This window comes from Mucilaginibacter sp. GW822-FHT03E02 (assembly GCF_058801545.1).
This window is the reverse complement of record NZ_JBXANJ010000001.1, coordinates 6372410-6393417: the sequence shown is the minus strand read 5'-3', so window position 1 is coordinate 6393417 and position 21008 is coordinate 6372410. Positions and strand designations below refer to the sequence as shown.

General features: G+C 44.4%; 16 protein-coding genes. 9 read left to right on the top strand and 7 right to left on the bottom strand.

Annotation, left to right across the window (positions count from 1 at the left end; all coding sequences use genetic code 11):
• Nucleotides 1–4 precede the first annotated feature (4 nt).
• The 9 genes from AC1RM2_RS26795 to AC1RM2_RS26755 all read left to right on the top strand — a co-directional run bounded on the left by AC1RM2_RS26795 (nt 5) and on the right by AC1RM2_RS26755 (nt 7666).
• Nucleotides 5–580, top strand: a complete 576-nt coding sequence (locus AC1RM2_RS26795; protein WP_492988173.1) for a hypothetical protein — start codon at nt 5–7, stop codon at nt 578–580.
• Nucleotides 577–1017 carry a nitrous oxide reductase accessory protein NosL gene (locus tag AC1RM2_RS26790; protein WP_492988172.1) on the top strand — a complete coding sequence of 147 codons (441 nt, stop codon included), beginning with the start codon at nt 577–579 and terminating at the stop codon, nt 1015–1017. The genes AC1RM2_RS26795 and AC1RM2_RS26790 overlap by 4 nt, the downstream gene beginning before the upstream one ends.
• Nucleotides 1017–2252 (top strand): nitrous oxide reductase family maturation protein NosD, encoded by a 1236-nt coding sequence (locus tag AC1RM2_RS26785; protein WP_492988171.1) that lies wholly within the window; start codon nt 1017–1019, stop codon nt 2250–2252. Before AC1RM2_RS26790 ends, AC1RM2_RS26785 begins: the two co-directional genes overlap by 1 nt.
• Complete coding sequence (locus AC1RM2_RS26780; protein WP_492988170.1) at nt 2240–2950, top strand: ABC transporter ATP-binding protein; 711 nt, start codon at nt 2240–2242, stop codon at nt 2948–2950. Before AC1RM2_RS26785 ends, AC1RM2_RS26780 begins: the two co-directional genes overlap by 13 nt.
• On the top strand, nt 2950–3717 hold the full coding sequence (locus tag AC1RM2_RS26775; RefSeq protein WP_492988169.1) for an ABC transporter permease subunit: 768 nt from the start codon (nt 2950–2952) through the stop codon (nt 3715–3717). The genes AC1RM2_RS26780 and AC1RM2_RS26775 overlap by 1 nt, the downstream gene beginning before the upstream one ends.
• Complete coding sequence (locus AC1RM2_RS26770) at nt 3717–4136, top strand: hypothetical protein (RefSeq protein WP_492988168.1); 420 nt, start codon at nt 3717–3719, stop codon at nt 4134–4136. Before AC1RM2_RS26775 ends, AC1RM2_RS26770 begins: the two co-directional genes overlap by 1 nt.
• A gap of 170 nt (nt 4137–4306) precedes the next feature.
• Nucleotides 4307–4519 (top strand): hypothetical protein, encoded by a 213-nt coding sequence (locus tag AC1RM2_RS26765; protein ID WP_492988167.1) that lies wholly within the window; start codon nt 4307–4309, stop codon nt 4517–4519.
• A 139-nt stretch (nt 4520–4658) separates the two neighbouring features.
• On the top strand, nt 4659–6935 hold the full coding sequence (locus AC1RM2_RS26760; protein ID WP_492988166.1) for a TonB-dependent receptor: 2277 nt from the start codon (nt 4659–4661) through the stop codon (nt 6933–6935).
• Between the two features lie 44 nt (nt 6936–6979).
• Nucleotides 6980–7666 carry a Crp/Fnr family transcriptional regulator gene (locus AC1RM2_RS26755; RefSeq protein WP_492988165.1) on the top strand — a complete coding sequence of 229 codons (687 nt, stop codon included), beginning with the start codon at nt 6980–6982 and terminating at the stop codon, nt 7664–7666.
• Between the two features lie 497 nt (nt 7667–8163).
• Here the strand turns inward: AC1RM2_RS26755 and AC1RM2_RS26750 are convergent, their stop codons facing one another.
• The 7 genes from AC1RM2_RS26750 to AC1RM2_RS26720 all read right to left on the bottom strand — a co-directional run bounded on the left by AC1RM2_RS26750 (nt 8164) and on the right by AC1RM2_RS26720 (nt 20937).
• Entirely contained in the window at nt 8164–10575 is a 2412-nt protein-coding gene (locus tag AC1RM2_RS26750) for a glycoside hydrolase family 2 TIM barrel-domain containing protein (RefSeq protein WP_492988163.1), read from the bottom strand.
• Between the two features lie 134 nt (nt 10576–10709).
• Nucleotides 10710–12866 (bottom strand): glycoside hydrolase family 3 C-terminal domain-containing protein, encoded by a 2157-nt coding sequence (locus AC1RM2_RS26745; RefSeq protein WP_492988162.1) that lies wholly within the window; start codon nt 12864–12866, stop codon nt 10710–10712.
• A gap of 165 nt (nt 12867–13031) precedes the next feature.
• The gene (locus AC1RM2_RS26740) at nt 13032–13175 is read right to left on the bottom strand and encodes a hypothetical protein (RefSeq protein WP_492988161.1); all 144 of its coding nucleotides are present in this window, start codon (nt 13173–13175) and stop codon (nt 13032–13034) included.
• A 119-nt stretch (nt 13176–13294) separates the two neighbouring features.
• Nucleotides 13295–14755: a cellulase family glycosylhydrolase gene (locus AC1RM2_RS26735; protein WP_492988160.1), complete on the bottom strand. Its 1461-nt coding sequence runs from the start codon at nt 14753–14755 to the stop codon at nt 13295–13297.
• Between the two features lie 185 nt (nt 14756–14940).
• The gene (locus AC1RM2_RS26730; RefSeq protein ID WP_492988159.1) at nt 14941–16161 is read right to left on the bottom strand and encodes a glycan-binding surface protein; all 1221 of its coding nucleotides are present in this window, start codon (nt 16159–16161) and stop codon (nt 14941–14943) included.
• A gap of 34 nt (nt 16162–16195) precedes the next feature.
• Nucleotides 16196–17767 (bottom strand): RagB/SusD family nutrient uptake outer membrane protein, encoded by a 1572-nt coding sequence (locus AC1RM2_RS26725; RefSeq protein ID WP_492988158.1) that lies wholly within the window; start codon nt 17765–17767, stop codon nt 16196–16198.
• Between the two features lie 8 nt (nt 17768–17775).
• Entirely contained in the window at nt 17776–20937 is a 3162-nt protein-coding gene (locus AC1RM2_RS26720; RefSeq protein ID WP_492988157.1) for a SusC/RagA family TonB-linked outer membrane protein, read from the bottom strand.
• Nucleotides 20938–21008: the final 71 nt, after the last annotated feature.

The following is a 21008-nucleotide window of genomic DNA, read 5'->3' as shown; positions in this document are numbered from 1 at the left end:
GATCATGAAAACCCATACAAGAGTGTTGATCTTCATCAGCTGTTTGCTGATGCTGAGCGCTTATTTTGTTCCGTTATGGCATATTTTACTGGAGGCTCCCCAATATCCTGAAGGCCTGGAAATGAAGATCTGGCTGAACGGATTGACGGGTAGTATCGATCAGATCAACGGCCTAAACCATTATATCGGCATGAAATTTATTTCGGTCGACGATTTTAAAGAATTTAAGATACTTCCCTATGTCTTTGGGGCGCTGACGCTCATTGGTATTGCCGCAGCCATCGCCAAAAGCCGGAAACTTTTATGGGTATGGTTCATTGGTTTATGCCTGTTTGCTGTCGCTGGCTTTGGAGATTTTTATCTATGGGAATATAGCTATGGACACAAACTAAATCCGCACGCTGCAATCAAAGTAGAAGGAATGAATTACCAGCCGCCACTCTTTGGCTACAAACAACTGCTCAATTTCACTGCCGGTTCGTTACCCGATACGGGTGGATTCTTAGTAGGGTTAGGCGGGTTACTGGCTGCAACTGCACTTTTTTATAAACCGAAAATTTCTCCAAACAAGATCAAATGAAAAGGTTAAACATCATTACAATGCTGCTCTGCTGTCTTTTGACGGCTTGCAGCCACGGGCCCGACCCGATACGCTATGGTAAAGATGCCTGCGCGCATTGTAAAATGACGATCATGGATAAGCGTTTCGCTGCTGAACTGATCACCGCCAAAGGCAAAGTATTCAAATTTGACGCGGCTGAATGCATGGCCGGTTTTTTAAAGGAAAATTCGGCCATCGCTAACGATACTAAAAGTGTTTTTTTAGTGAACGATTTTACCGGTTCGGTGCAGTTTTCTGATGCCCGCAAATGTTATTTCCTCCGGGATAGTTCGCTGTCCTCTCCTATGGGTGGCAACCTGGCGGCTTTTCTTTCCAGGCCGGCGGCAGAGGCCGCAAAAAAGGACAGGTCGGCGGAGGTGTATGACTGGTTGCTGTTATTAAGTAAAAACAAATAATGAGATCGCTGATCTTTAAAATAGGTTGGCTGTTTGTCATGCCGTTTCCTGTACTGGCACACACAATCATCGTAGCTCCCGGAACAAAAGTGGCCACGCTCAAGCAGGCGGTAACCCTCGCTAAAAATGGCGATACCCTACGTGTCGAAAAAGGAACCTATACCTCCCTGAATACGATAGTGGATAAAGAACTGACCATTTTAGGGCAGAACCAACCAATCCTGGATGCCCGTTTCCAGGAGGAAGTGTTGACGATCACTTCCGGTCATGTTAAACTGGACGGTTTTATCATCAAGAATTCCAAGACAGGTTCCATGCGCGATTTTGCTGGTATCCGCTTAAGTAATGTGGAATTTGTGACCATCAGCAATAATACGCTCGTCAACAATTTTTTCGGGATCTATTTATCCAATTGTAAACATATCCAGGTTTTGCATAATCATATTACCGGCTCCAACAACATCGAGAATTCCGGGAACGGCATCCATTTATGGAAATGTAAAGAAGTACTGCTCAACGGAAACTACGTGACCCGCCACCGGGACGGGATCTATTTTGAATTCGCCAAAAAATGCCTGATCGAGAATAATTTCAGTGAAAAAAACATCCGTTACGGCTTGCATTTTATGTTCTCGGATAATGATACCTATCGGCACAACACCTTTAAAAACAATGGCTCCGGGGTATCTGTGATGTATACCCGGCGCATCGCCATGCTGGACAATACGTTCATTGAAAACTGGGGCAGTTCTATCTATGGTGTATTGCTCAAAGAGATCACCGATGCGCGGATCGAAGGCAACCATTTTATCCGGAACACCACCGGTATCTATATGGAAAACTCCGACCGCATTACGGTGACCCATAACGATTTTATATCCAATGGCTGGGCCATGCGGGTACTGGCCAGCTGTAACAAGGATAATTTTACCCAAAACAACTATAAAGGAAACTCTTTTGACGTGACCACAAACGGAACTTTAAAAGAGATCTATTTCAACGACAACTACTGGGACAAATACGAAGGCTATGACCTGAATAAGGATGGTACCGGTGACATTCCGTACCGCCCGATAAGCCTTTACGCGCAGATCATCGAACAGAACCCGCAGAGCGTTATGCTGATGCGAAGTTTCATCGTCAACCTGATCGATAAGGTAGAACGCGCCATTCCTTCCATTACGCCCGAATCTGTTAAAGACGAACAACCAAGAATGAAACCATGGAAAAGATAATAGCGGTTAAGGGACTTAAAAAATCATTTGGGCGACTGGAAGTACTCAAAAATGTAAGCTGCGACTTTGCAAGCGGCGGGGTAGTGTCTATCCTCGGGCCTAATGCTTCAGGAAAAACCACGCTGATCAAATCTATCCTCGGGATGGTTATACCGGATGGCGGAGAAATCCTGTTTCAAGGCAGGTCTATTCTGAACACCTTTGATTATAAAAGGAATATCGGGTATATGCCCCAAATAGGGCATTACCCCGATAATATGAAGATCGGCCAGCTTTTTAAAATGGTTATGGATATCCGGCAACAGGACGCGGTTGACACAGAACTGCTCAAAGCTTACCAGCTGGAAAGCATGTATCAAAAAACCATGCGCACCTTATCCGGCGGCACATTACAAAAAGTAAGCGCCGCGCTGGCATTTATGTTTAATCCTGATGTACTGATCCTGGATGAGCCGTCTGCAGGGCTTGACCCATTGGCCGCTGAGGCGCTGAAAGAAAAAATACTGGAAGAAAAATCTAAAGGCAAGCTGATCCTCATCACCTCACACATCCTGAGCGAAGCCGATGAAATATCCGATCATATCCTCTACCTTTTTGAAGGCCAGATCAAATTTTATAAAACCTTAACAGATCTGAAACTGGAGACCGGCGAGCAGAAATTAAGTAAGGCCCTAACACAAATTTTAAGTTCTCGATAATGCTAAAGATCGCGAAATATATCATCCTCGATATCGTACGCAGCAAGGTATTGCTGGCGTATACGCTTTTATTACTGGCGATCAGCCTAACCATTTTCCTATCCGATGCTGATGTAACCAAAGGCCTGGTAAGTATTACGACGATCATCCTGATCATCGTTCCGTTGGTGAGTATTGTTTACGCAACTACCTATTATTTCAATGCAGCAGAATTTACAGAAATGCTGGTATCGCAACCCATCAGCAGGCGAAATATCTTAATGGGAAAATTCATCGGGATCAGCAGTTCGATCTTGCTTGCCTTTTTTATTGGCGTATGTATTCCCGTTTGCCTGTTCGCTTTTTCGACAACCGGCATCACACTCATGATCTCGGGCTGCCTGCTTACACTAACCTTTATTTCGCTGGCTTTCCTGACATCAACCATTACCCGTGATAAAGCCAAGGGTATTGGGTTAGCTTTAATGCTCTGGTTCTATTTCTCGATCATATTTGACGGGCTTGTTTTATTGTTCCTGACCATTTTTGCCGACTACCCGCTGGAAAAGGCGATGATCGTTTTGACAGCATTAAACCCGATAGACCTTGCCCGTATCCTGATCCTGCTGCAACTCGATATTTCTGCGCTAATGGGCTATACCGGGGCGCTGTACCAGCAGTTTTTTGGGAGCGGTATCGGGATCGTATTCTCCCTGTTGATGCAAATAATATGGATCATTGTGCCATTATTTTTTGCACTTAAAATATTTAAAAAGAAAGACTTATAATGAAAAAATTGATCACTGTTATTGTGTTTACACTTGCTTTTTTAGCACTACATGCAACGAGCCGCTATCAACATGAAAAAGCTTCCGGGGAATTAGCGCTGAACAACGGCAACAAATGGAAGATTGACCAACCGACCGGAAATAATGTTGACCGTCTCCGGCAGATCGTCAAAAAAGTCAATGGCAATACCTTAACTGATTATCACCAGGCAGGCACCTCGTTACAGGCAGGTATCGATCAAATGATCAAAGAATGCCGGATGAAAGGCCCGGATCACCTGGCCCTGCATAAATGGCTGGAACCGCTGATGGAACAGGTTAATCAACTTAAGCAGGCGACGAACGCAACATCAGCCAAAACCTACTTTAGTGGGGTAAAAAAACGCTTAACTCTATTCAATCAATATTTTAAAGTATAAACATGTTAAAGCGGTTAACGGCTTGGCTTTTGATTTTCTCGGTGCTCACCGTTAACTACTCCCGGTTGTTCGTTTACGCCGGATTCAAGTTAAACCAAAGCTATATCACCGCCAAACTGTGTGAAAACCGCAATAAGCCTTTCCTGCATTGCAACGGTAAATGCTACCTGATGAAAAAGATAAGGCAAGCTGAAGACAAACAAAACAATGCCGAAAATCAGGCGCAGAAAAACCTGTTTCAGGATGATTATTTTGTCAACAATTTCTTTCACAACAGCACCTTATGGCGGATGGCTATTGAAAACGCGTTCCCTCTCACAGGGAATTGCAGCAAACTTCCAGGCATCTTACTCTCCATATTCCGCCCACCCCAATTGAGTTAATTCTGAATTAAATCTACCCACATGGAGGAGTCTTTTGGCACCTCCAATGGATATTCTATGCACGGACAGTCTCTTCGGACTGAAGAACAATTTTCAACGATTAACAAACCGCAAGCGGTTTTACTCAATATATATTCCAATGAATACGCTAAAAAAAATAGCGTTGCTTATCATAACCACCGTTTTAGCGGTGCAATGGGCAAACGCACAATATATATATAAAGGCCATATCGCCGACAATACCACTAAACAGCCGCTGGAATGCGCCTGTATCCGCGCAAATGGCAAGTTATGCTGCACCAATAAAACCGGGGACTTTCAGCTTTCGCTTTCATCGGAGACGGCCACTTTGACTATTACTTATATCGGTTACACGACAAAAGTTCTCCCCTTGCACAGTTCAACTGTTCCGGTGACCATTGCAATGGATAACGGGCAGGTTGACCTCAAAGAGGTGGTGATCATCCCCTCGCTGATGTGTAGCCCTTTTCACACGCTGAGCACTTTAGATCTGCGGTTACGCCCGGTCAACTCCTCACAGGACCTGATGCGCCTGGTTCCCGGCTTGTTCATCGCGCAGCATATGGGCGGCGGCAAAGCGGAACAGATATTTGTACGGGGCTTCGATGCGGATCATGGCACCGACTTGAATGTTTCGGTCGACGGAATGCCGGTCAATATGGTTTCCCATATCCACGGACAGGGTTATGCCGACCTTCACTTTCTGATCCCGGAAACGGTAAAGAATTTTGATTTTGGCAAGGGCCCGTATTACTCCGCTTATGGCGATTTGGCCACAGCAGGCTATTTAAGCTATACCACCAAAGACGCTATTGACAGGAGCATGATCAGCCTGGAGGGCGGGCAGTTCCATACCCTTCGCATCACCGGACTGGTCGATCTGTTAGGGAAGCAAGCCGCACCAAACGGAAGAACAGCTTATATCGCCGGAGAATATAATTATACCGACGGAGCTTTTAAGCTACCGGAACATTATAAACGGACCAATCTGTTCGGGAAGTACACCCAAAAAATAGGAGCAAATAATAAGTTAACACTAAGCGCTTCTACCTTTAGTACCAGCTGGATCGCTTCCGGGGAAATACCCGAACGGGTAGCTGCTGCTAATACGGTGGCGCTGGACGAACAGGGAAACGCGGTCAGAATCCCGGCTGCTTCTGTAACCATGGACAGGTTTGCCACCCTCGACAGCGCCCAGGGAGGTAAGTCAACAAGGATCAATGCCATAGCCCGCTTAACTACCGACCTGAAAAACGATTGGACTGTGGAAAATCAGTTATACTATACCCATTACACTTTTTCCTTGCATGTAAATTCCACTTTTTTCGCGGCAGACAGTGTTAACGGCGACGAGCGCCAGCAAGCGGAAACACGGGATATGTTCGGCTATAACGGCAAAATCAGTAAACGCAAATACTGGGGCAATAACCTCCTGACTTCCATCATTGGTTTAACCAGCCGCTTTGACCGCACCTATGGCACCGTTTATGACCACGTTACCAAACAATACCAATTCCTGGATAACATCACCCAGGGCGACATCCGACAAAACAATACGGCCATTTACCTGGATGAAACACTGGAAAGCGGTAAATGGCAGTTCAATACCGGTGCGCGGCTGGACTACTTTAAATTCACTTACCATGATTCCACTAAAAACAGTTTCGCGGTAAATCCGAAACTGAATGTTCAGTATACGGTTAACGAACAAATTCAATTTTATCTGAAAGCGGGTAAAGGGTTCCATTCCAATAACGCGATTGCTGTCATCGCCAACAACGGGCTGGAAACTATTCCGTCAGCATATGGCCTGGACCTGGGGCTGAATTGGAAGCCAATGCCGCGTTTGTTCGTCAACGCCGCTGTTTGGTACCTGTACTTATCGCAGGAGTTTGTTTACACCGATGATGGTGACATCGCGCCGGGTGGTAAAACCAAACGTTCCGGCATTGATATTTCTGCCCGGTACCAGCTGGCCAAATGGCTTTTTGCCGATCTGAATGTCAACATGGCCAATCCAAGATATGCCGACAGTACAAAAAGCACCGGCTACCTTGCGCTTGCGCCTACGCTGACCAGTACCGGAGGCCTGGATTTTAAATTTAATAACGGCATTAACGGCGGACTGAGTTACCGGTATATGCACAACCGCCCCGGAAATAACACAAATACATTGATAGCCGATGGTTATTTTGTTACCGACCTGAAGATCAATTACAGTAAAAAGCGCTGCGAGTTCGGTTTTACCGTAGAAAATCTACTGAACAAACAGTGGAACGAATATGCCGTTGAACAGGTAAGCCGGCTAAGAGGTGAAGCAGCACCTGTCGATCAGATGAGTTTTACACCGGGGACCCCATTCTTCGCGAAAGCCCGGATAGCTTTTTTCTTTTGACAAATTATCCTATCATTACCAACCGAATATAAGAACGAAAGGCCATGAATAAGCTCCAGAAAGAATGTAACCTCGAAAAATGTTTTCTCTGCAGTAATACCGTTCCCGAATGGCGCGAAACCATCAATCTCCATAAACAAAACCTGAAATTCAAAAAAGGAGAGGGGATATTCAGCGAGGGGCAACCGGTAACGGGCATTTATTTTGTTTATTCCGGCGCGGCAAAAGTTCATAAGAAATGGGGAGACGACAAAGAACTCATCATCAGGTTTGCTGCTGATGGTTCCATACTAGGTCACCGTGGGCTGGGTAGCAAACTCGTCTACGGCGTTTCCGCCACCGCTGTTGAGCCGCTGGTAGTTTGTTTTGTGGACATCAAGTTCTTTGAAGCTTCGCTGAAAACCAATAGCGACCTAAGTTATAAACTCATGGTACTTTTTGCAGAAGAACTGGATGTTTCCGAGCGGAAAATGCGCGACCTGGCGCATATGCCGGTTAAAGGGCCGGTGGCACAGTCCTTGCTTTCGCTGGAAGAACAGTTTGGCAAAGACTCGAATGGCTATATCAATTTGACACTATCCCGACATGATCTTGCTGCATATTCAGCTTCTACCTATGAAACGGTGTTCCGGGTTATCATGGATCTCACAAAAGATGATATCATAGCACTGACGGGCAAGCAGATTAGGATCATCGATAAAAAGCGACTCGAGGAATCCACAACAAGTTAGTTGACCATGCTTCAAAAGTTAACTCTTCATGCAAAGCGCGATGCTTGCAAGTAATTATTCATAATGCTTAAGAAAAATAAAACTGGATTTTTTCTTTCTGGATAAAATCAAAAAAAACACTTAATTATCAATCAGTTATATCATTTACTTACCGATACAGAAAGTAATACTATACTGATTATAAGTCGATTACAACATTTAGTAACAAATGAATAACAAAAAAGAATATATTCATTATTCCACTGAAGATCAATATGTTAATAACTTTTTCAAGCACTTTCTGCCAGGCAATACCATAGCACTGAATATGAATTAGTTAAGCTATTCTGAGCAACAAAAAATCGTATAACCAACACTTCAGTTCCTGTGGATCATGTAATGGTTTAACCTGCAAAATATCGGCTATATGTTGTTTTTTTATAAAATTTTTGTCACGGATTGGAATACTTTATCTATTATCACCCGTTGTTCACCGGCCATATGAACCTTCAGGAGTGCTATTGCTTAAATGCTTTGATATTTAATGTGGCTCCGGATAAACCGGCTGAACTAACCGTTAATTTAATGTCACCGGCACCGTGAGTGCTTTTTATTACAACCAAAGCACGTCCGTGCCAGGCTTTGTGCGCATTTCCAACATATGGGTCTGTATCTTTCATATCTGCGTTGGCTACTCCGGCAATTGATCCGGGGCCTTCAATTTTGAAAAGCAATCGGTTCACTGCATCTGGCTGAAGTATACCGTCCTTGTCGGTTATCTCTATGGCAACATAAGACAAGTCCTGTCCGTTAGCTATTATCTCTTTCCGATCAGCAGTTAGTTTGATTTTGGCAGCGTCACCGGAGGTTTGCAAAACGGTCGATTCAACCTCCTTATCGTTATCCACACCAATTGCTTTAAGCTGACCAGGCGAATAAGGCACATCAAATTCAGCTTTATGTTCCTGTTCTTCCGTCGTTGGCTTTTCGCCAACGAGTTTATCGTTGAGGTATAGCCGTACCTTAGGGTACTTTGAATAAACCTCTACCTTAATGGCCTTTCCCAAATACTCGGGCCAGGTCCAGCTTTCCCAGGTGGGCCATACAGACCACCAGGTTGTTTTAATTTCCAAAGGATCAGGTTCGGGCTCACGAACAGCCATGTAGAGTTTTTCGGTATTATTATATAACAGGTTACGATAGTGCGAAATCGGCTTTCTCCACCCAATCACATCAATATCGCCACAATACGCGCCATGCCACGGAAAAAAATCATGTTCCCAGTGTTCGCCAGGGACATCGCCCGAATAATACCAGCGGCCTATCCCCGATTCTCCAAGATAATCCATAGCTGTCCAAACAAAATCGCCAAGCACATACTTGTTGTTTTTTACCAGCTTCCAGTTGGCAAAAGCATCCTTGGGATACGACTCTGTTTGAACAATCATCCGTGAGGGAACCCGCTGATGATCTGAAGCCGCACTCCACAAATGATAATTATAGCCAGCCACATCATGCGCTGCCATGAGAGAGTCCATAATCGCCCATTCCTTACCATTTTCCACAATAGCAGATGTTACAGGGCGTACGGTATCTATTTTTCTTATCGCTTCTGCAAGCATTTTGGCTGTTTTTACAGCGTCGGGGCTGCCCCTCTCCACTATTTCGTTACCGATGCTCCACATAACAATCGAAGGGTGATTACGATCCCGCAAAACCATGGCATCCAAATCGCGTTTCCACCACTTGGCAAAATATTGCGCATAGTCCTTTTTGTTTTTGCCAATTCTCCAACAATCAAACGATTCGTCAACAACCAATAGGCCTAACCTGTCGCAGGCATTTAAAAAAGCTTCGGAAGGTGGATTATGTGAAGTTCTTACCGCGTTAAATCCGGCTTCTTTGAGCAACTCAACCTTGCGCTCCTCTGCACGGTCAAAAGCGGCAGCGCCCAGGCAGCCATTATCATGGTGCACACACCCACCATTGAGTTTTACTGTTTTGCCATTAAGCTGGAAACCGTTTTCAGGCGTAAATTTTATGGAACGTATGCCAAAACTCGTTTCCGTTTTGTCAACTACATTTTTATTTAGAATGATACTTATTTGAGCATCGTATAAACGGGGTGTTTCCGGTGTCCACTGCTGCGGAGCTGCTACAATGATGGTTTGGGCAACTTCTTTCTCACTATTGGCAGCCAGTTTAACCTCTATTTTATTATTTCCTGCATTTTTAGAATTTTCATCCTTTAACAAGGTGCTAAGAGCAATACTTTGAGGCAAATCACTTTCATTTTTTACCAATGTTTTAATTTGAACAGTCGCTTTTTGGGAAGAAACAGCAGGGGTTGTAATGGCAACTCCCCAATTGGCTATATGCACAGCATCAGTAACATTCATCCAAACATGGCGATAAATGCCCGAACCACTGTACCACCTGCTGTTTACTTGTTGCGAATTATCTACCCGCACCGCTATTACATTTTCATTATCAAAATCTAAATAAGGCGAAAGGTCATAACTAAAGGATGAATAGCCATAAGGGTAAACTCCAAGCGATTTTCCATTAACAAAAACTTCAGAGTTCATGTAAACCCCTTCAAAGTAAATGGACACTTTTTTACCTTTCCATTCACCCGGAGCTTTGAAAGTTTTCCTGTACCAGCCAATACCTGCCGGGAAATATCCGCCAGCGCCTCCCATAGGATTTTTAGGACTTATTTTGCCTTCGATACTCCAATCATGCGGTAAATCAAGGCTCCGCCAACTTTTATCGTTAAAATTCCTTGATTTTGCCGAAGCAGTATCGCCCTGAAAAAACCTCCAGTTATAGTCAAATAGTCGTTTTCGTTCGATACCATTTTGATTTTGAGCGAGGCTGAAAGTACTGCCGGCCAAAAGCAAAAAGAAGGCCATAAATATCGTTTTCATAAAAATGAGCATGTTTTTGAATTATAGAATAAGGTATTTAATAATAGTCTTAAGCACTAAGTCAAAAGAGAATAAATTTAGCTTTTTACTTACCACTTAGTACTATTAACATTAGCTGTGAGGCCATCCAATATTTATTTAACGAAAATTTTCACTTTCTGAATTACGTTTCGGGATGAATTACCTAACTGAAGGATGTATTCACCGGCTTCTGCATTCCATGCTTTTTTTGTTTCGTCATAAAAAGCCAAATCTCCAACCTTTACATCCAGTTCAACTGTTTTCGTTTCGCCTGGTTGCAGAAAAACTTTTTTAAAACCTTTAAGCTCTTTTTCAGGACGCAAAACAGAACAAACCGGATCGCTTACATACAATTGCACAACTTCGGCCCCATAACGGTTGCCTGTATTTTTGATAGTAAATTTTGCGTGGATGGTTTCATTTTTTCCGTAGGTTTTTTTATCAGCCGAAAAATGGCTGATGGAAAAATCAGTATAAGAGAGCCCATAACCAAAAGGAAATTCCGGTTGAATTTTCTTAGTGTCATACCAGCGGTATCCAACCAGTATGCCTTCTTTATATTCAGCTGTCATGTCTTTACCCGGGTAAGTATTTAAAGCTGCTGCAGGAGAATCTTTTAACGATACAGGAAAAGTAAATGGTAATTTGCCTGATGGGTTTACAACACCTTTTAATACGTCGGCCAGTGCATTACCGGCTTCTGAACCGTTAAACCACGACCAAACAACCGCATGGTTAGATTTTTTGATTTCATTCAGATTATACGGGGCGCCGGCCATGATTACGATAATGGTATTTGCATTAACCGCCGTAACCGCGTTAACCAATGCCTGTTCCCCAAAAGGCAGTTCCAGGCTTTTACGGTCATGGGCTTCACTTTCATATTCGCGATTGGAGCCGATACATAAAATGGCAACATCGCTGGCTTTCGCAAGTGCTACCGCCTCGTCAATCAGCTTTTGATCAGGCCAGTCATAGCCACTATTTTGTTTGTCACTATTACTGCCCAGGTAGTTTGCCTTATAGCCCTGGGCAAAGCTGATACTGGCCGTTTTACCGAACCTTGATTTTATACCGTCTAATGCTGTTATCTCATGTTGCGCTTTTACGCCGGCCCCATAACCGCCTAAAGCAAATGTGCGGATGGCATTATCGCCGATGACAGCAATGCTTTTAATGTTACCCGTTTTTAAAGGCAACAAATGGTTGTCGTTTTTTAGCAAAACGATGGACTCCGAGGCAATAGCATAGGCGGCTTTGGCATGCGCCGGTGTAGCGATAGATCCTTTAGGATGGTTGGTACTCATGGAGGTGTGGTACATCATCCACAAAATCCTGCGTACTTTATCGTCAATCGTTTTTACCGGAACCTGGCCCTCCTTAACAGCTTTAAGTAAGGGTTGGGCAAAATACCATTGATCATACGGTCCGCTTGATCCCATCTCAATATCCAGCCCGTTGTTGGCCGCTGCAACGGTATGATGCGTCCCGGACCAATCTGACATGACCACTCCTTTAAAGCCCCACTCATTTTTCAGCACTTTATTTAATAAATAGTCATTCTCGGAACACCAATAGCCATTCAGCTTATTGTAGGCCGACATAATGGTATAGGCATTACCCTGCTGTACGGCTGCTTTAAATGCCGGGAAATAAATTTCGCGCAAGGCCCTTTCATCAACTATGGTGTTTACGCTATCGCGGTTAAGCTCCTGGTTATTGGCAGCAAAATGTTTTATACAGGCTGCTACATGCTGACTTTGAATCCCTTTTACAGACTGAACAGCCAATTGGCCGTTTAAATATGGATCTTCCGAATAATATTCATAGGTGCGGCCGCATAGGGGCATTCTGCAAATATTGAATGCAGGTGCAAGCATTACAATCTTTTTACGGGCATTTGCTTCCTCGCCTATAACTACGCCGTACCGGTTGGCCATTAGGGGGTTCCAGGTGGCTGCTATTGCCGAGCCATTTGGCAAAAATGTAGCCGAATCGGTTGTCCAGTTGGCCGATGCCCAATCAAAGCGCTTTATTTCTTCACGTACACCTAAGGGGCCGTCATCGCACGTAAGCTCGGGGATACCTAAGCGGCTTACGCCAGCGGAAGAAAACAGCGCGTTGCCGTGAAGCATGTCTATTTTTTCTTCCAGCGTCATTTTGCTGACGATGCTGGTGATCTTAGCTTTAAGCGCAACCTCGCTTTTGTTTTGTGCCGAAACGCCGCCGGCCACGAAAAATGCCATAAAACAGGCAATGGTATATTTCATAAATTATATTTCTTTTCTTCTTGTCGGTGCTATTTACCTGCGGCTGTAAGTTTACTGGCAAATGCTTTTAATCCCGGCGATATAGCTTTACCGTAAATTGCTATTCGTTACAAATAATGTGGCTATAGCACTCAAGAGCGCCGTTACTGCTATATTAGCCCGTGATTATTTTTTACCCTCTGCAACTAAAAACACAACCGACTGTGGCGGCGCCGAAATTTTTATACCAGCTTGTAAGCTGGCCGGACTGGCAGTAAGCGTTGAATAATTTGATGGCCCGCCTGCTGCACCGTCGGGAAACTTTTTCATATTAATTTCCCTTAAACTTTCTATTGTAAACTACTAACCGGTATTGGCTATGCGGATAAATAAACCCGGTGTAGTGTAAAAGATGCCTGTGCCTTTTGGTAAAGGCCACAGGCATTCATTTAATTGGCGCCTGTCTTGATGGCAGCAATAGTACGTTGATCTTTTACAGTATAATTTCGTCTGTCCAAAGCACCACCGGTATCCCAAAAAAATGGCAGCATGCCGTTGGATTTCGCTTGTTTCGTAACATAGGTATTCCAATAATCTACTGCGCCCTCGTGCGTTGGCAGATCTAAAGGAACATGTGCACTATTGTCACGCCTGTAGGCGCCATACTCACCTAAAAGGACGGGAATTCCCTTGTCGACAAATTTTGTCTTCATTCTATTGAAAGAGGCATCAACATCACTTTCTTCGCCCCAGGTGGCATTTCGTTCAGGTTCGATAGTTGAATGGTGCCCAGCGCCCCAATAATAAAACATTTTACCCCAGCTGGCATCATTGTCCAGCAGGCAGCAGAATTGAAACGGCGAGTAATAATGCACCTCAACCATTAACCGGGCTGCCGCCTGGTCCTGCGGAAGGGATGTCATATAATCACTTGTTTTTTCCATGTTGGTAGAAGGGCCCTGAAGCACCAATACCCGATAGGCGTTTTTACCGCCGGTTGATCTGACTGCGTTAATAAAGGTTTGATGATAGGTAGAAAGTATTGCTGTTGCCGCGGCATCATCTGCAGCCGGCTCATTGGCGCTGGCAAACATCAGGTGTTCGTCAAAATCGCGCATGGCCGTTGCAATTTGTTCCCACAGCGCCTTTTGTTTAGCGTTAACAGAATCTTGCTTTACCTTGGTAACGTTATTTTCAAGCCAGCCGCCATCCCAATGTATATTGAGTAAGACATACATATCATTTTTTATGCAATACCCCACCACTTCTTTCACCCTGTTAAGCCAGTTGGCGTCTATTTGTGCAGTTGCCTGGTTACTTAGATGGCCCATGTTCCAGGCACATGGAAGGCGTATAGCGTTAAAGCCCTGCTGTTTTACAAATTTCACATAATCTTCGGTGATAAGCGGATTGCCCCAGCCTGTTTCGCCACCAGAAGCTTCCAGCGTATTACCGATATTCCATCCTAACTTTATTTTAGCGGCCAACTGAACAGCATTACTGCTCATTCCGGTTGCGTCGGCCGCTTTTGGCGAGGTATTATAAGTTGGATAGATAGTGGTTGCCTGTGACACCGTTACCCTTCTTGCCTGGCCATTAGACGAACTAACTTCTAAAACAATGGAGCGTGTTAGCCCTGTAGCATTTTGTGACAGCGTTGTTAAATGAATTACAGTACTGCCGCTGTTACCAGATGTTGTATTCAATTGCAGCCACGAAGAACCCGGATTGCTGATGTTCCATGTGGCATTGCTCGCAACAGAAAAGTCCTGCGTTCCGCCTTCGGGCGTAAATGTAATTACAGACAGGTTAACTGTTAATTCTGCTGTTGGATTATTCGCCTTTTTACAGGAAAAAAAAGAAGCAATCGCAACAAAAAACAACACTCTTAAAAAATTCATTATTTTCATTTTTGTAATATTTAAGCACTTTTATCAGAACCACACATTTTGCGCACTTCTCAGACTATTTATGACCAAACAAATAAGGACGACACCCGTCTGAGAAAGGGCTGAACCAATGAGGCCTAAAAAAAATGCCGGGACCTCTCAGTAAAGGCCCCTGACATTCACTTATATTCAACTAAAACTCTCTCTTATTTAATTTTTACTACCCTGATATTGTCAACAGCAATCTCAGAAGTTTTGATGGTAGTTGTGCCATCGTTAATAAATGTAACATTGATGGCACCTGCTCCCTCGGCCCCAAGCAAATCGGTCAGGCTGGAAGGTGGGGTGCCCGTACCGTTATTTGTTCTGAAGTCTGATAGTAGTATGGTTACCGTTTGCCAGCCCTTGGTAGTAAATGCTGTCGTTGAACCGTTAGCATTCTTCCAGGGGCGGTAAATGGCCGAATATGTCCAGGAGTAATCTTTAACAATCTGGATAGCACCGGCCGACCATGGCGTTATTACAGATACTTCAAACTTTAAAGCATAATGGTCCACTGTATCCTTTAAGTTGGCTTTAGGTACCCACTGCGCCCCATTCGTATTGATAGACCGCCCGCCATTCCACCAGGATCCGTCTCCCGCAGGAATGTTAGTTGATTGCAATAGTCCATAATTGCCATTATTACCCGGATACGCAGCTGAGCTGTTAGATGTGCCCGATCCCCATGAAAAGTTATTTACATTATCATAATTATTCAACACGCCTGTTACAAAGTCATGTACCTTATAAACAGAGGTAGCCGAGCCTGATTTTGTTGTAACACTTACAATACCGCCTGTTTGCGTAACACCCGCAGGTACTGCCAGGCTGATGCTGGTACCATCATTTGACGGTTTATAACTGGTAATATTAACCCCGGCATAGGTAACGCTTTTTATAAAGAAAAAGCTTAGTCCGTTGATTTTAACCGAGTCGCCAGGATTGGCATCTTCATTAGAGACGCCGGTAATTGTAGGCGCTGGTGCAACAATAGGGAACGAAAACATAGTTTGCCCATGATTGGTAACGTACTGAATAGTATTCAGCTTATCTGAAGGTACCGAGGGGAACGCGATAACCGCCGGGATTAAGACGATTGCACTGGTATCTGAAAACCATGCATCATTAAATGAGCCTTTTACGCCGTCAAAATTAATAGCGAGGGCGCCCTTTAAATTTTTTCCCGAAATTACAACCCACTGGCCTGTACCTACGCTACTTAAAAGTGAATCGCCGGGATGGGCCACATAATTGCGTATAGCGGTAATTACCGGGGTGCCTTTTGATGGTGAAGCATCCTTTTTACAGCCTGGCTGCATAATAGCCACCGCGGCAAGCAAGGCAAGAAGCAGGCAACTTTTGGTATGATAAATTAATTTTTTCATGATGTATAAATTATATCAATGATTAAGAATGCTGTTAATAATAAGCTACAGGTTCCTCCAGCAGCTTTGGATCGGCGGTTTGATCATTTGCCGGTATAGGCAGCGTAAATGTCGCCGCTGTGGCCGGGGTGATGATCAAACCATTGGCCGATGGCGTTTTAACGCCTGTAGCTTGATTGTAGGTAAATTGTTGCCTTTTTTGACCGTTAAGAGAATTAATTGCAGCCTGCGGTTTATAGTAAGATAGACGGACTAAATCAAACCAATACTGGCCTTCAAATGCCAGTTCAATCCGCCGTTCTTTCCAGATCATATCAGGCGTAATACTCGTAACCGTGCTTACCCCGGCCCTGCTGCGTACAGCGTTAAAGTACTGCAGCGCTTGTGCGTTGGTAGTAGAAGCGTTGTTGCCTAACAGGGCTTCGGCATATACCAGGTATACATCGGCCAGGCGTAAAACGGTGTTATGCTCGATGGACGACCATAGGTCCATAGTAGGCGAATTATTATCTGCAGCAGTACCAACAATGTGTTTTTTTACATTTACACCCGTAGCGGTATACCCGCCGTTTGCGGCGTTAAGCTCTGGATATTTATCGCCGGTAAGCATATATGTGGCTTTGCGGCGCACGGAGTCATCCATGCTATACTCGTTGGCCAAATCAAGGGTTGGGCCAATGGCACCGCCCCAGCCACCGCCGCCGGTAACCAGGCTGCCGCTGGGGGCAAATTGGGCCTGTATAGCGTTACCCTGCCCGTAGCCTACACCTGGCGCCCATTGAAACGCGAACAACGATTCGGGATTATCATTATACTGGGTCCTGAAAAGGTTGTAATAGCTTGGTAACAACGTTAAACCACTGGTGTTGCAAACATTGCCGGCGTAATACGCGGCACTGTCAAGGTCAGATTGTTTGCGGGTACCGCTTTGACCCAAACCAGCCCGGGTTAAATAAACCTTTGCCAGCAAACCCTGCGCCGACCATGTAGTTACGCGTCCTGGCTGATCTGCCTTTGGTAAATTAGCTGCGGCATATCTTAAATCATTGATAATAAACTTATAAACATCAGTAAGCTTATGACGGGGCACCAGCGGGTTGGCTATCAGCTTATCATTATCTTCAATAATTGGCACGGCGCCCCACAGTTGCGCGATAAAGAAATAAGATGTGGCACGTATAAACTTCAACTCGCCAAGTGCGCCCTTTTTACTGCTTACGGCCACACTATCCGGAAGACTGGTGTTAATGGCTTTGATATTGATGTTGCAATGGGCAACTATGTCGTAAAAAGACTGCCACGACTGGGTAATATAGGAGTTTTGGCTTGTTATAGAAAAGGTAGTAAACTGAACCAGATCGGCGTTATAAGGCTGCAGCATATTACCGCTCATGATATCGCCAACACCAAGCAGCGGAAAATTGTTCCAGTTAGACCAGGGCTGGGCATAAAGTGCCGCGGTAGCCAGTCTTAAATCCGAACCACTTTTATAAAAGTTATCTTTGGTTATACCGGTTAAGGGTGGCCGGTTAAGGTAATCCTTTTTGCAGCTGCTTATCATAACGACAAACAGCAGTACCATATTTATTTTTATGAGTTTCATCATCTTAAATTTTAGTTATTTAGCGATACGTTAAGACCAACTGTGTAAACACGCGGCTGAGCATAATATCCGTTATCAATACCCGCTGCCAATGGGTTCCACGAACCAATTTCAGGATCATAGCCGGTATATTTGGTAACCGTGAAAACGTTGGTAACGTTAACATACACCCGTAATGACCGTAGTTTGATCTTATTTAAAATGTTGTTTGAAAAGCTGTACCCCAAGGCGATACTTTTACATTTTAAAAACGACCCATCTTCGATGTATTTGTCAGAAAAACGCTGGTTGTCGTTACCACTGCTCTGGCTTATCCGCATAATATTGGTAGATGGGTTTGTGATATATACGTTGTTAATGTCTGATGCAGAGCCAGCCGGGTCAATCAGCCCGATCTTAGCATAGTTGAGCACGGAAGGGAAATAGCCAAAATTTTGGTTAGGATTCTCGCCGTTTACCTTTATCTGGTTATAAACTTTATTGCCGTAATTGCCCACCATAAAAACATTCAGGTCGAAATTTTTATAGTTAAAGCTGTTATTGATCCCGAACTGGAACTTGGGTAAAGGCGATCCTAAAAAGGTTTGGTCACGGGCGTCAATTATCCCGTCGCCATTAATATCCTTAAAAATAACATCACCTACCCAAACACCGCCCGATCCGGGTGTTATAGGTATCGAGCCGCCACCGTTTTGGGATAACGCCGGATATTTTGTAAAGTCGGCGGCATTTTTGTAAATGCCCAATACCTGGTAACCGTAAAACTCGCCGATTGACCGGCCAACTACAGTTTTGGTTACTGAGCCGTTTATTGCGGGGGTACCATCAACCAAAGCGAGTACTTTGTTCACATTCCTGGAAAAGTTAATATTGGTGTTCCAGTTAAAGTTCTTTAATTTGACGTTTTGAGTCGACAATGTAAACTCGAAACCCCGGTTGCCCACTGCCCCTATATTTACATAAGGCGCCTGAACTGCTCCCGGCGAAAATCCGCCCGAAGCGAATGTGCCGGAGTAGTAAGGCATGGTAAGGCTTAGTAACAGGTTATTTGTTTTGCGGTAATACGCGTCGACAGAAAATCCTATCCGCCCGTTTAGCACAGACGCATCCAGACCAACGTTGTACGATCTTGTAGTTTCCCACTTGATATCAGGATTCCCCGTTGTGCTGGTTATCTGCGAGTTGCCCGACAAGCCGGTGGGTATTGTGCTCAATGTTGAACCATAAGCATATTCGGCGATATTTTGATTGTTTACCAGGCCATAACCAACCCTAAGTTTAAGATCATTAATAGCCCTTACACCTTTAAGAAAGCTCTCGTGGTTTATCTTCCATGCCAGCGCGCCAGAGTAAGTAGTATTCCACCGGTGTGCTTCGGCAAATTTTGATGAGCCGTCATGACGTACCGTAGCCGTTAACAAATACCGGTCATCATAGGTAAAGTTGGCCCGGCCAAAATAGGCTTCTAAAGATCCCTGCCCTTTTACACCGGTATTGGTAGCGGTTGTTGCATCGCCGCTGCTTATCGTTTGCACGTTATTACTTGCAAAATTGGTGCGCGTACCCGAAACACCGCTGCTTTTGAGCAATTGGGCTTCGTGGCCCGCCACTACGTTAACATAGTATTTTTTGGCAAACGTATGCTGGTAAGTTAAATAATTGGAAATTGAATTATAAAAATTTTGCGCGCTTGTTGCCGTGCCGCTATTGGTGGTTTTGGAGTAAGCACCCATAACATACGATGGATTGAAATAATCCTCAGTGGCAAAGTCAAAGTTTCCGGCTACTTCATTGCGCAGGGTAAGTTCACGGGTAAATTGTATTTCGGCATAAGCATTACCCATTAATTGGTAACGGCTTTTAAAATCCTTTACAATAGTAGCTATCGCAAAAGGATTGGTACCAGTTGCTCCATAAATGTTAGGATCATTACCACCCCACGTGCCATCTGGGTTTACCACTTCCACATCGGGTGTTTGGTTAAGGGCCTGCAAAATTACCCCGGTATTGGAAGTAGCCACATTTTCGGCCACGTGCGCCATATTCAGGTTTACGCCAACCTTTAACCAGTTGGTGGTTTTGTTATCGATGTTTGCTTTTATCGAAGTCCGTTTAAAATCAGAGCCCAGCGCAATCCCCTGTTGTGAAAAATAGGTGCCCGATAAATAATATTTTGTTCTGTCATCACCGCCGCTGATAGCTATATTATGGTTTAGCATTGGCGCTGTACGGTACAGGGCTTTTTGCCAGTTGGTACCTACCCCCAGGTATTGCGGATTGGCAAACTGCGGCCGTTTATCGTAACCGATGATGTCGCTCTTTTCATTCATGAAAGTGGCGTATTGGCGCAAATCCATAGCATCATAATACTTGGGTAATTTTTGCCAGCCCTGGTAACCGTCATAGCTGATAAGCGGCGGCCCGGCGGCTCCCTTTTTTGTGGTAATGATAATCACACCATTGGATGCCTGGGAACCATAGATAGCAGTAGCAGAAGCATCTTTTAACACATCGATAGAGGCGATATCCGAAGGGTTTATACTGGATAGTGGGTTGGTTCCGTTACCAGGTATAGCCGACTGTCCGTTTGGCGGTATTTGCACACCATCAATAACGTATAATGGCGGCGCGCCTAAGAAACCGCCCAAACCGCGAATCTGCACATTTACATCACCACCCGGCTGGCCCGATACCTGCTGTATTATAACACCTGCAACTTTGCCCTGCATGGCCTGATCAAAAGTTGTTGGCTGGGTTTTAAGAAGGTCGGCCGATGTAATTGACGATATAGAGCCGGTAAGGTCGTTTCGCCTTTTGGTGCCGTAGCCAATTACAACAACCTCGTTCAAATCGTTGGTTGATGATTTAAGCACTACGTTGATAACCGTCGAAGAGCCTACATATATTTGCTGGGTAGCAAAGCTTAAAAAACTAAATACCAGCACATCGCCAGGTTTTGCATTGATGGCATAGCTGCCATCAGCATTAGATAAAGTACCGGTTGATGCATTCTTTACTTTAACGGTTACACCGGGCAATGGTCCGGTATTGTCGGCACTGGTAATTTTACCAGTAATTTTTATGGTTTGCGCGTAGCCTGTGAGGCTTAGCAACAGCAAAGCCATTAATAGCAGTGCACCATGTCTTAATCTTTTTCGTAAATTTTTTTCCATGTTAATTGGGGTTCATAATTAATTGATAATTGGCTTGTTTATTTGGCTATTTGGTTAACTTCTCGGCATTA

Bases quoted from the DNA above. Each gene is read 5' to 3' on its own strand.
- AC1RM2_RS26765 (WP_492988167.1), top strand. From the start codon at position 4,307: ATGAAAAAGATAAGGCAAGCTGAAGACAAACAAAACAATGCCGAAAAT.
- AC1RM2_RS26750 (WP_492988163.1), bottom strand. From the start codon at position 10,575: ATGAAAACGATATTTATGGCCTTCTTTTTGCTTTTGGCCGGCAGTACT.
- AC1RM2_RS26760 (WP_492988166.1), top strand. From the start codon at position 4,659: ATGAATACGCTAAAAAAAATAGCGTTGCTTATCATAACCACCGTTTTA.
- AC1RM2_RS26770 (WP_492988168.1), top strand. From the start codon at position 3,717: ATGAAAAAATTGATCACTGTTATTGTGTTTACACTTGCTTTTTTAGCA.
- AC1RM2_RS26780 (WP_492988170.1), top strand. From the start codon at position 2,240: ATGGAAAAGATAATAGCGGTTAAGGGACTTAAAAAATCATTTGGGCGA.
- AC1RM2_RS26795 (WP_492988173.1), top strand. From the start codon at position 5: ATGAAAACCCATACAAGAGTGTTGATCTTCATCAGCTGTTTGCTGATG.
- AC1RM2_RS26740 (WP_492988161.1), bottom strand. From the start codon at position 13,175: ATGAAAAAGTTTCCCGACGGTGCAGCAGGCGGGCCATCAAATTATTCA.
- AC1RM2_RS26790 (WP_492988172.1), top strand. From the start codon at position 577: ATGAAAAGGTTAAACATCATTACAATGCTGCTCTGCTGTCTTTTGACG.
- AC1RM2_RS26720 (WP_492988157.1), bottom strand. From the start codon at position 20,937: ATGGAAAAAAATTTACGAAAAAGATTAAGACATGGTGCACTGCTATTA.
- AC1RM2_RS26745 (WP_492988162.1), bottom strand. From the start codon at position 12,866: ATGAAATATACCATTGCCTGTTTTATGGCATTTTTCGTGGCCGGCGGC.
- AC1RM2_RS26725 (WP_492988158.1), bottom strand. From the start codon at position 17,767: ATGATGAAACTCATAAAAATAAATATGGTACTGCTGTTTGTCGTTATG.
- AC1RM2_RS26755 (WP_492988165.1), top strand. From the start codon at position 6,980: ATGAATAAGCTCCAGAAAGAATGTAACCTCGAAAAATGTTTTCTCTGC.
- AC1RM2_RS26735 (WP_492988160.1), bottom strand. From the start codon at position 14,755: ATGAAAATAATGAATTTTTTAAGAGTGTTGTTTTTTGTTGCGATTGCT.
- AC1RM2_RS26775 (WP_492988169.1), top strand. From the start codon at position 2,950: ATGCTAAAGATCGCGAAATATATCATCCTCGATATCGTACGCAGCAAG.
- AC1RM2_RS26785 (WP_492988171.1), top strand. From the start codon at position 1,017: ATGAGATCGCTGATCTTTAAAATAGGTTGGCTGTTTGTCATGCCGTTT.
- AC1RM2_RS26730 (WP_492988159.1), bottom strand. From the start codon at position 16,161: ATGAAAAAATTAATTTATCATACCAAAAGTTGCCTGCTTCTTGCCTTG.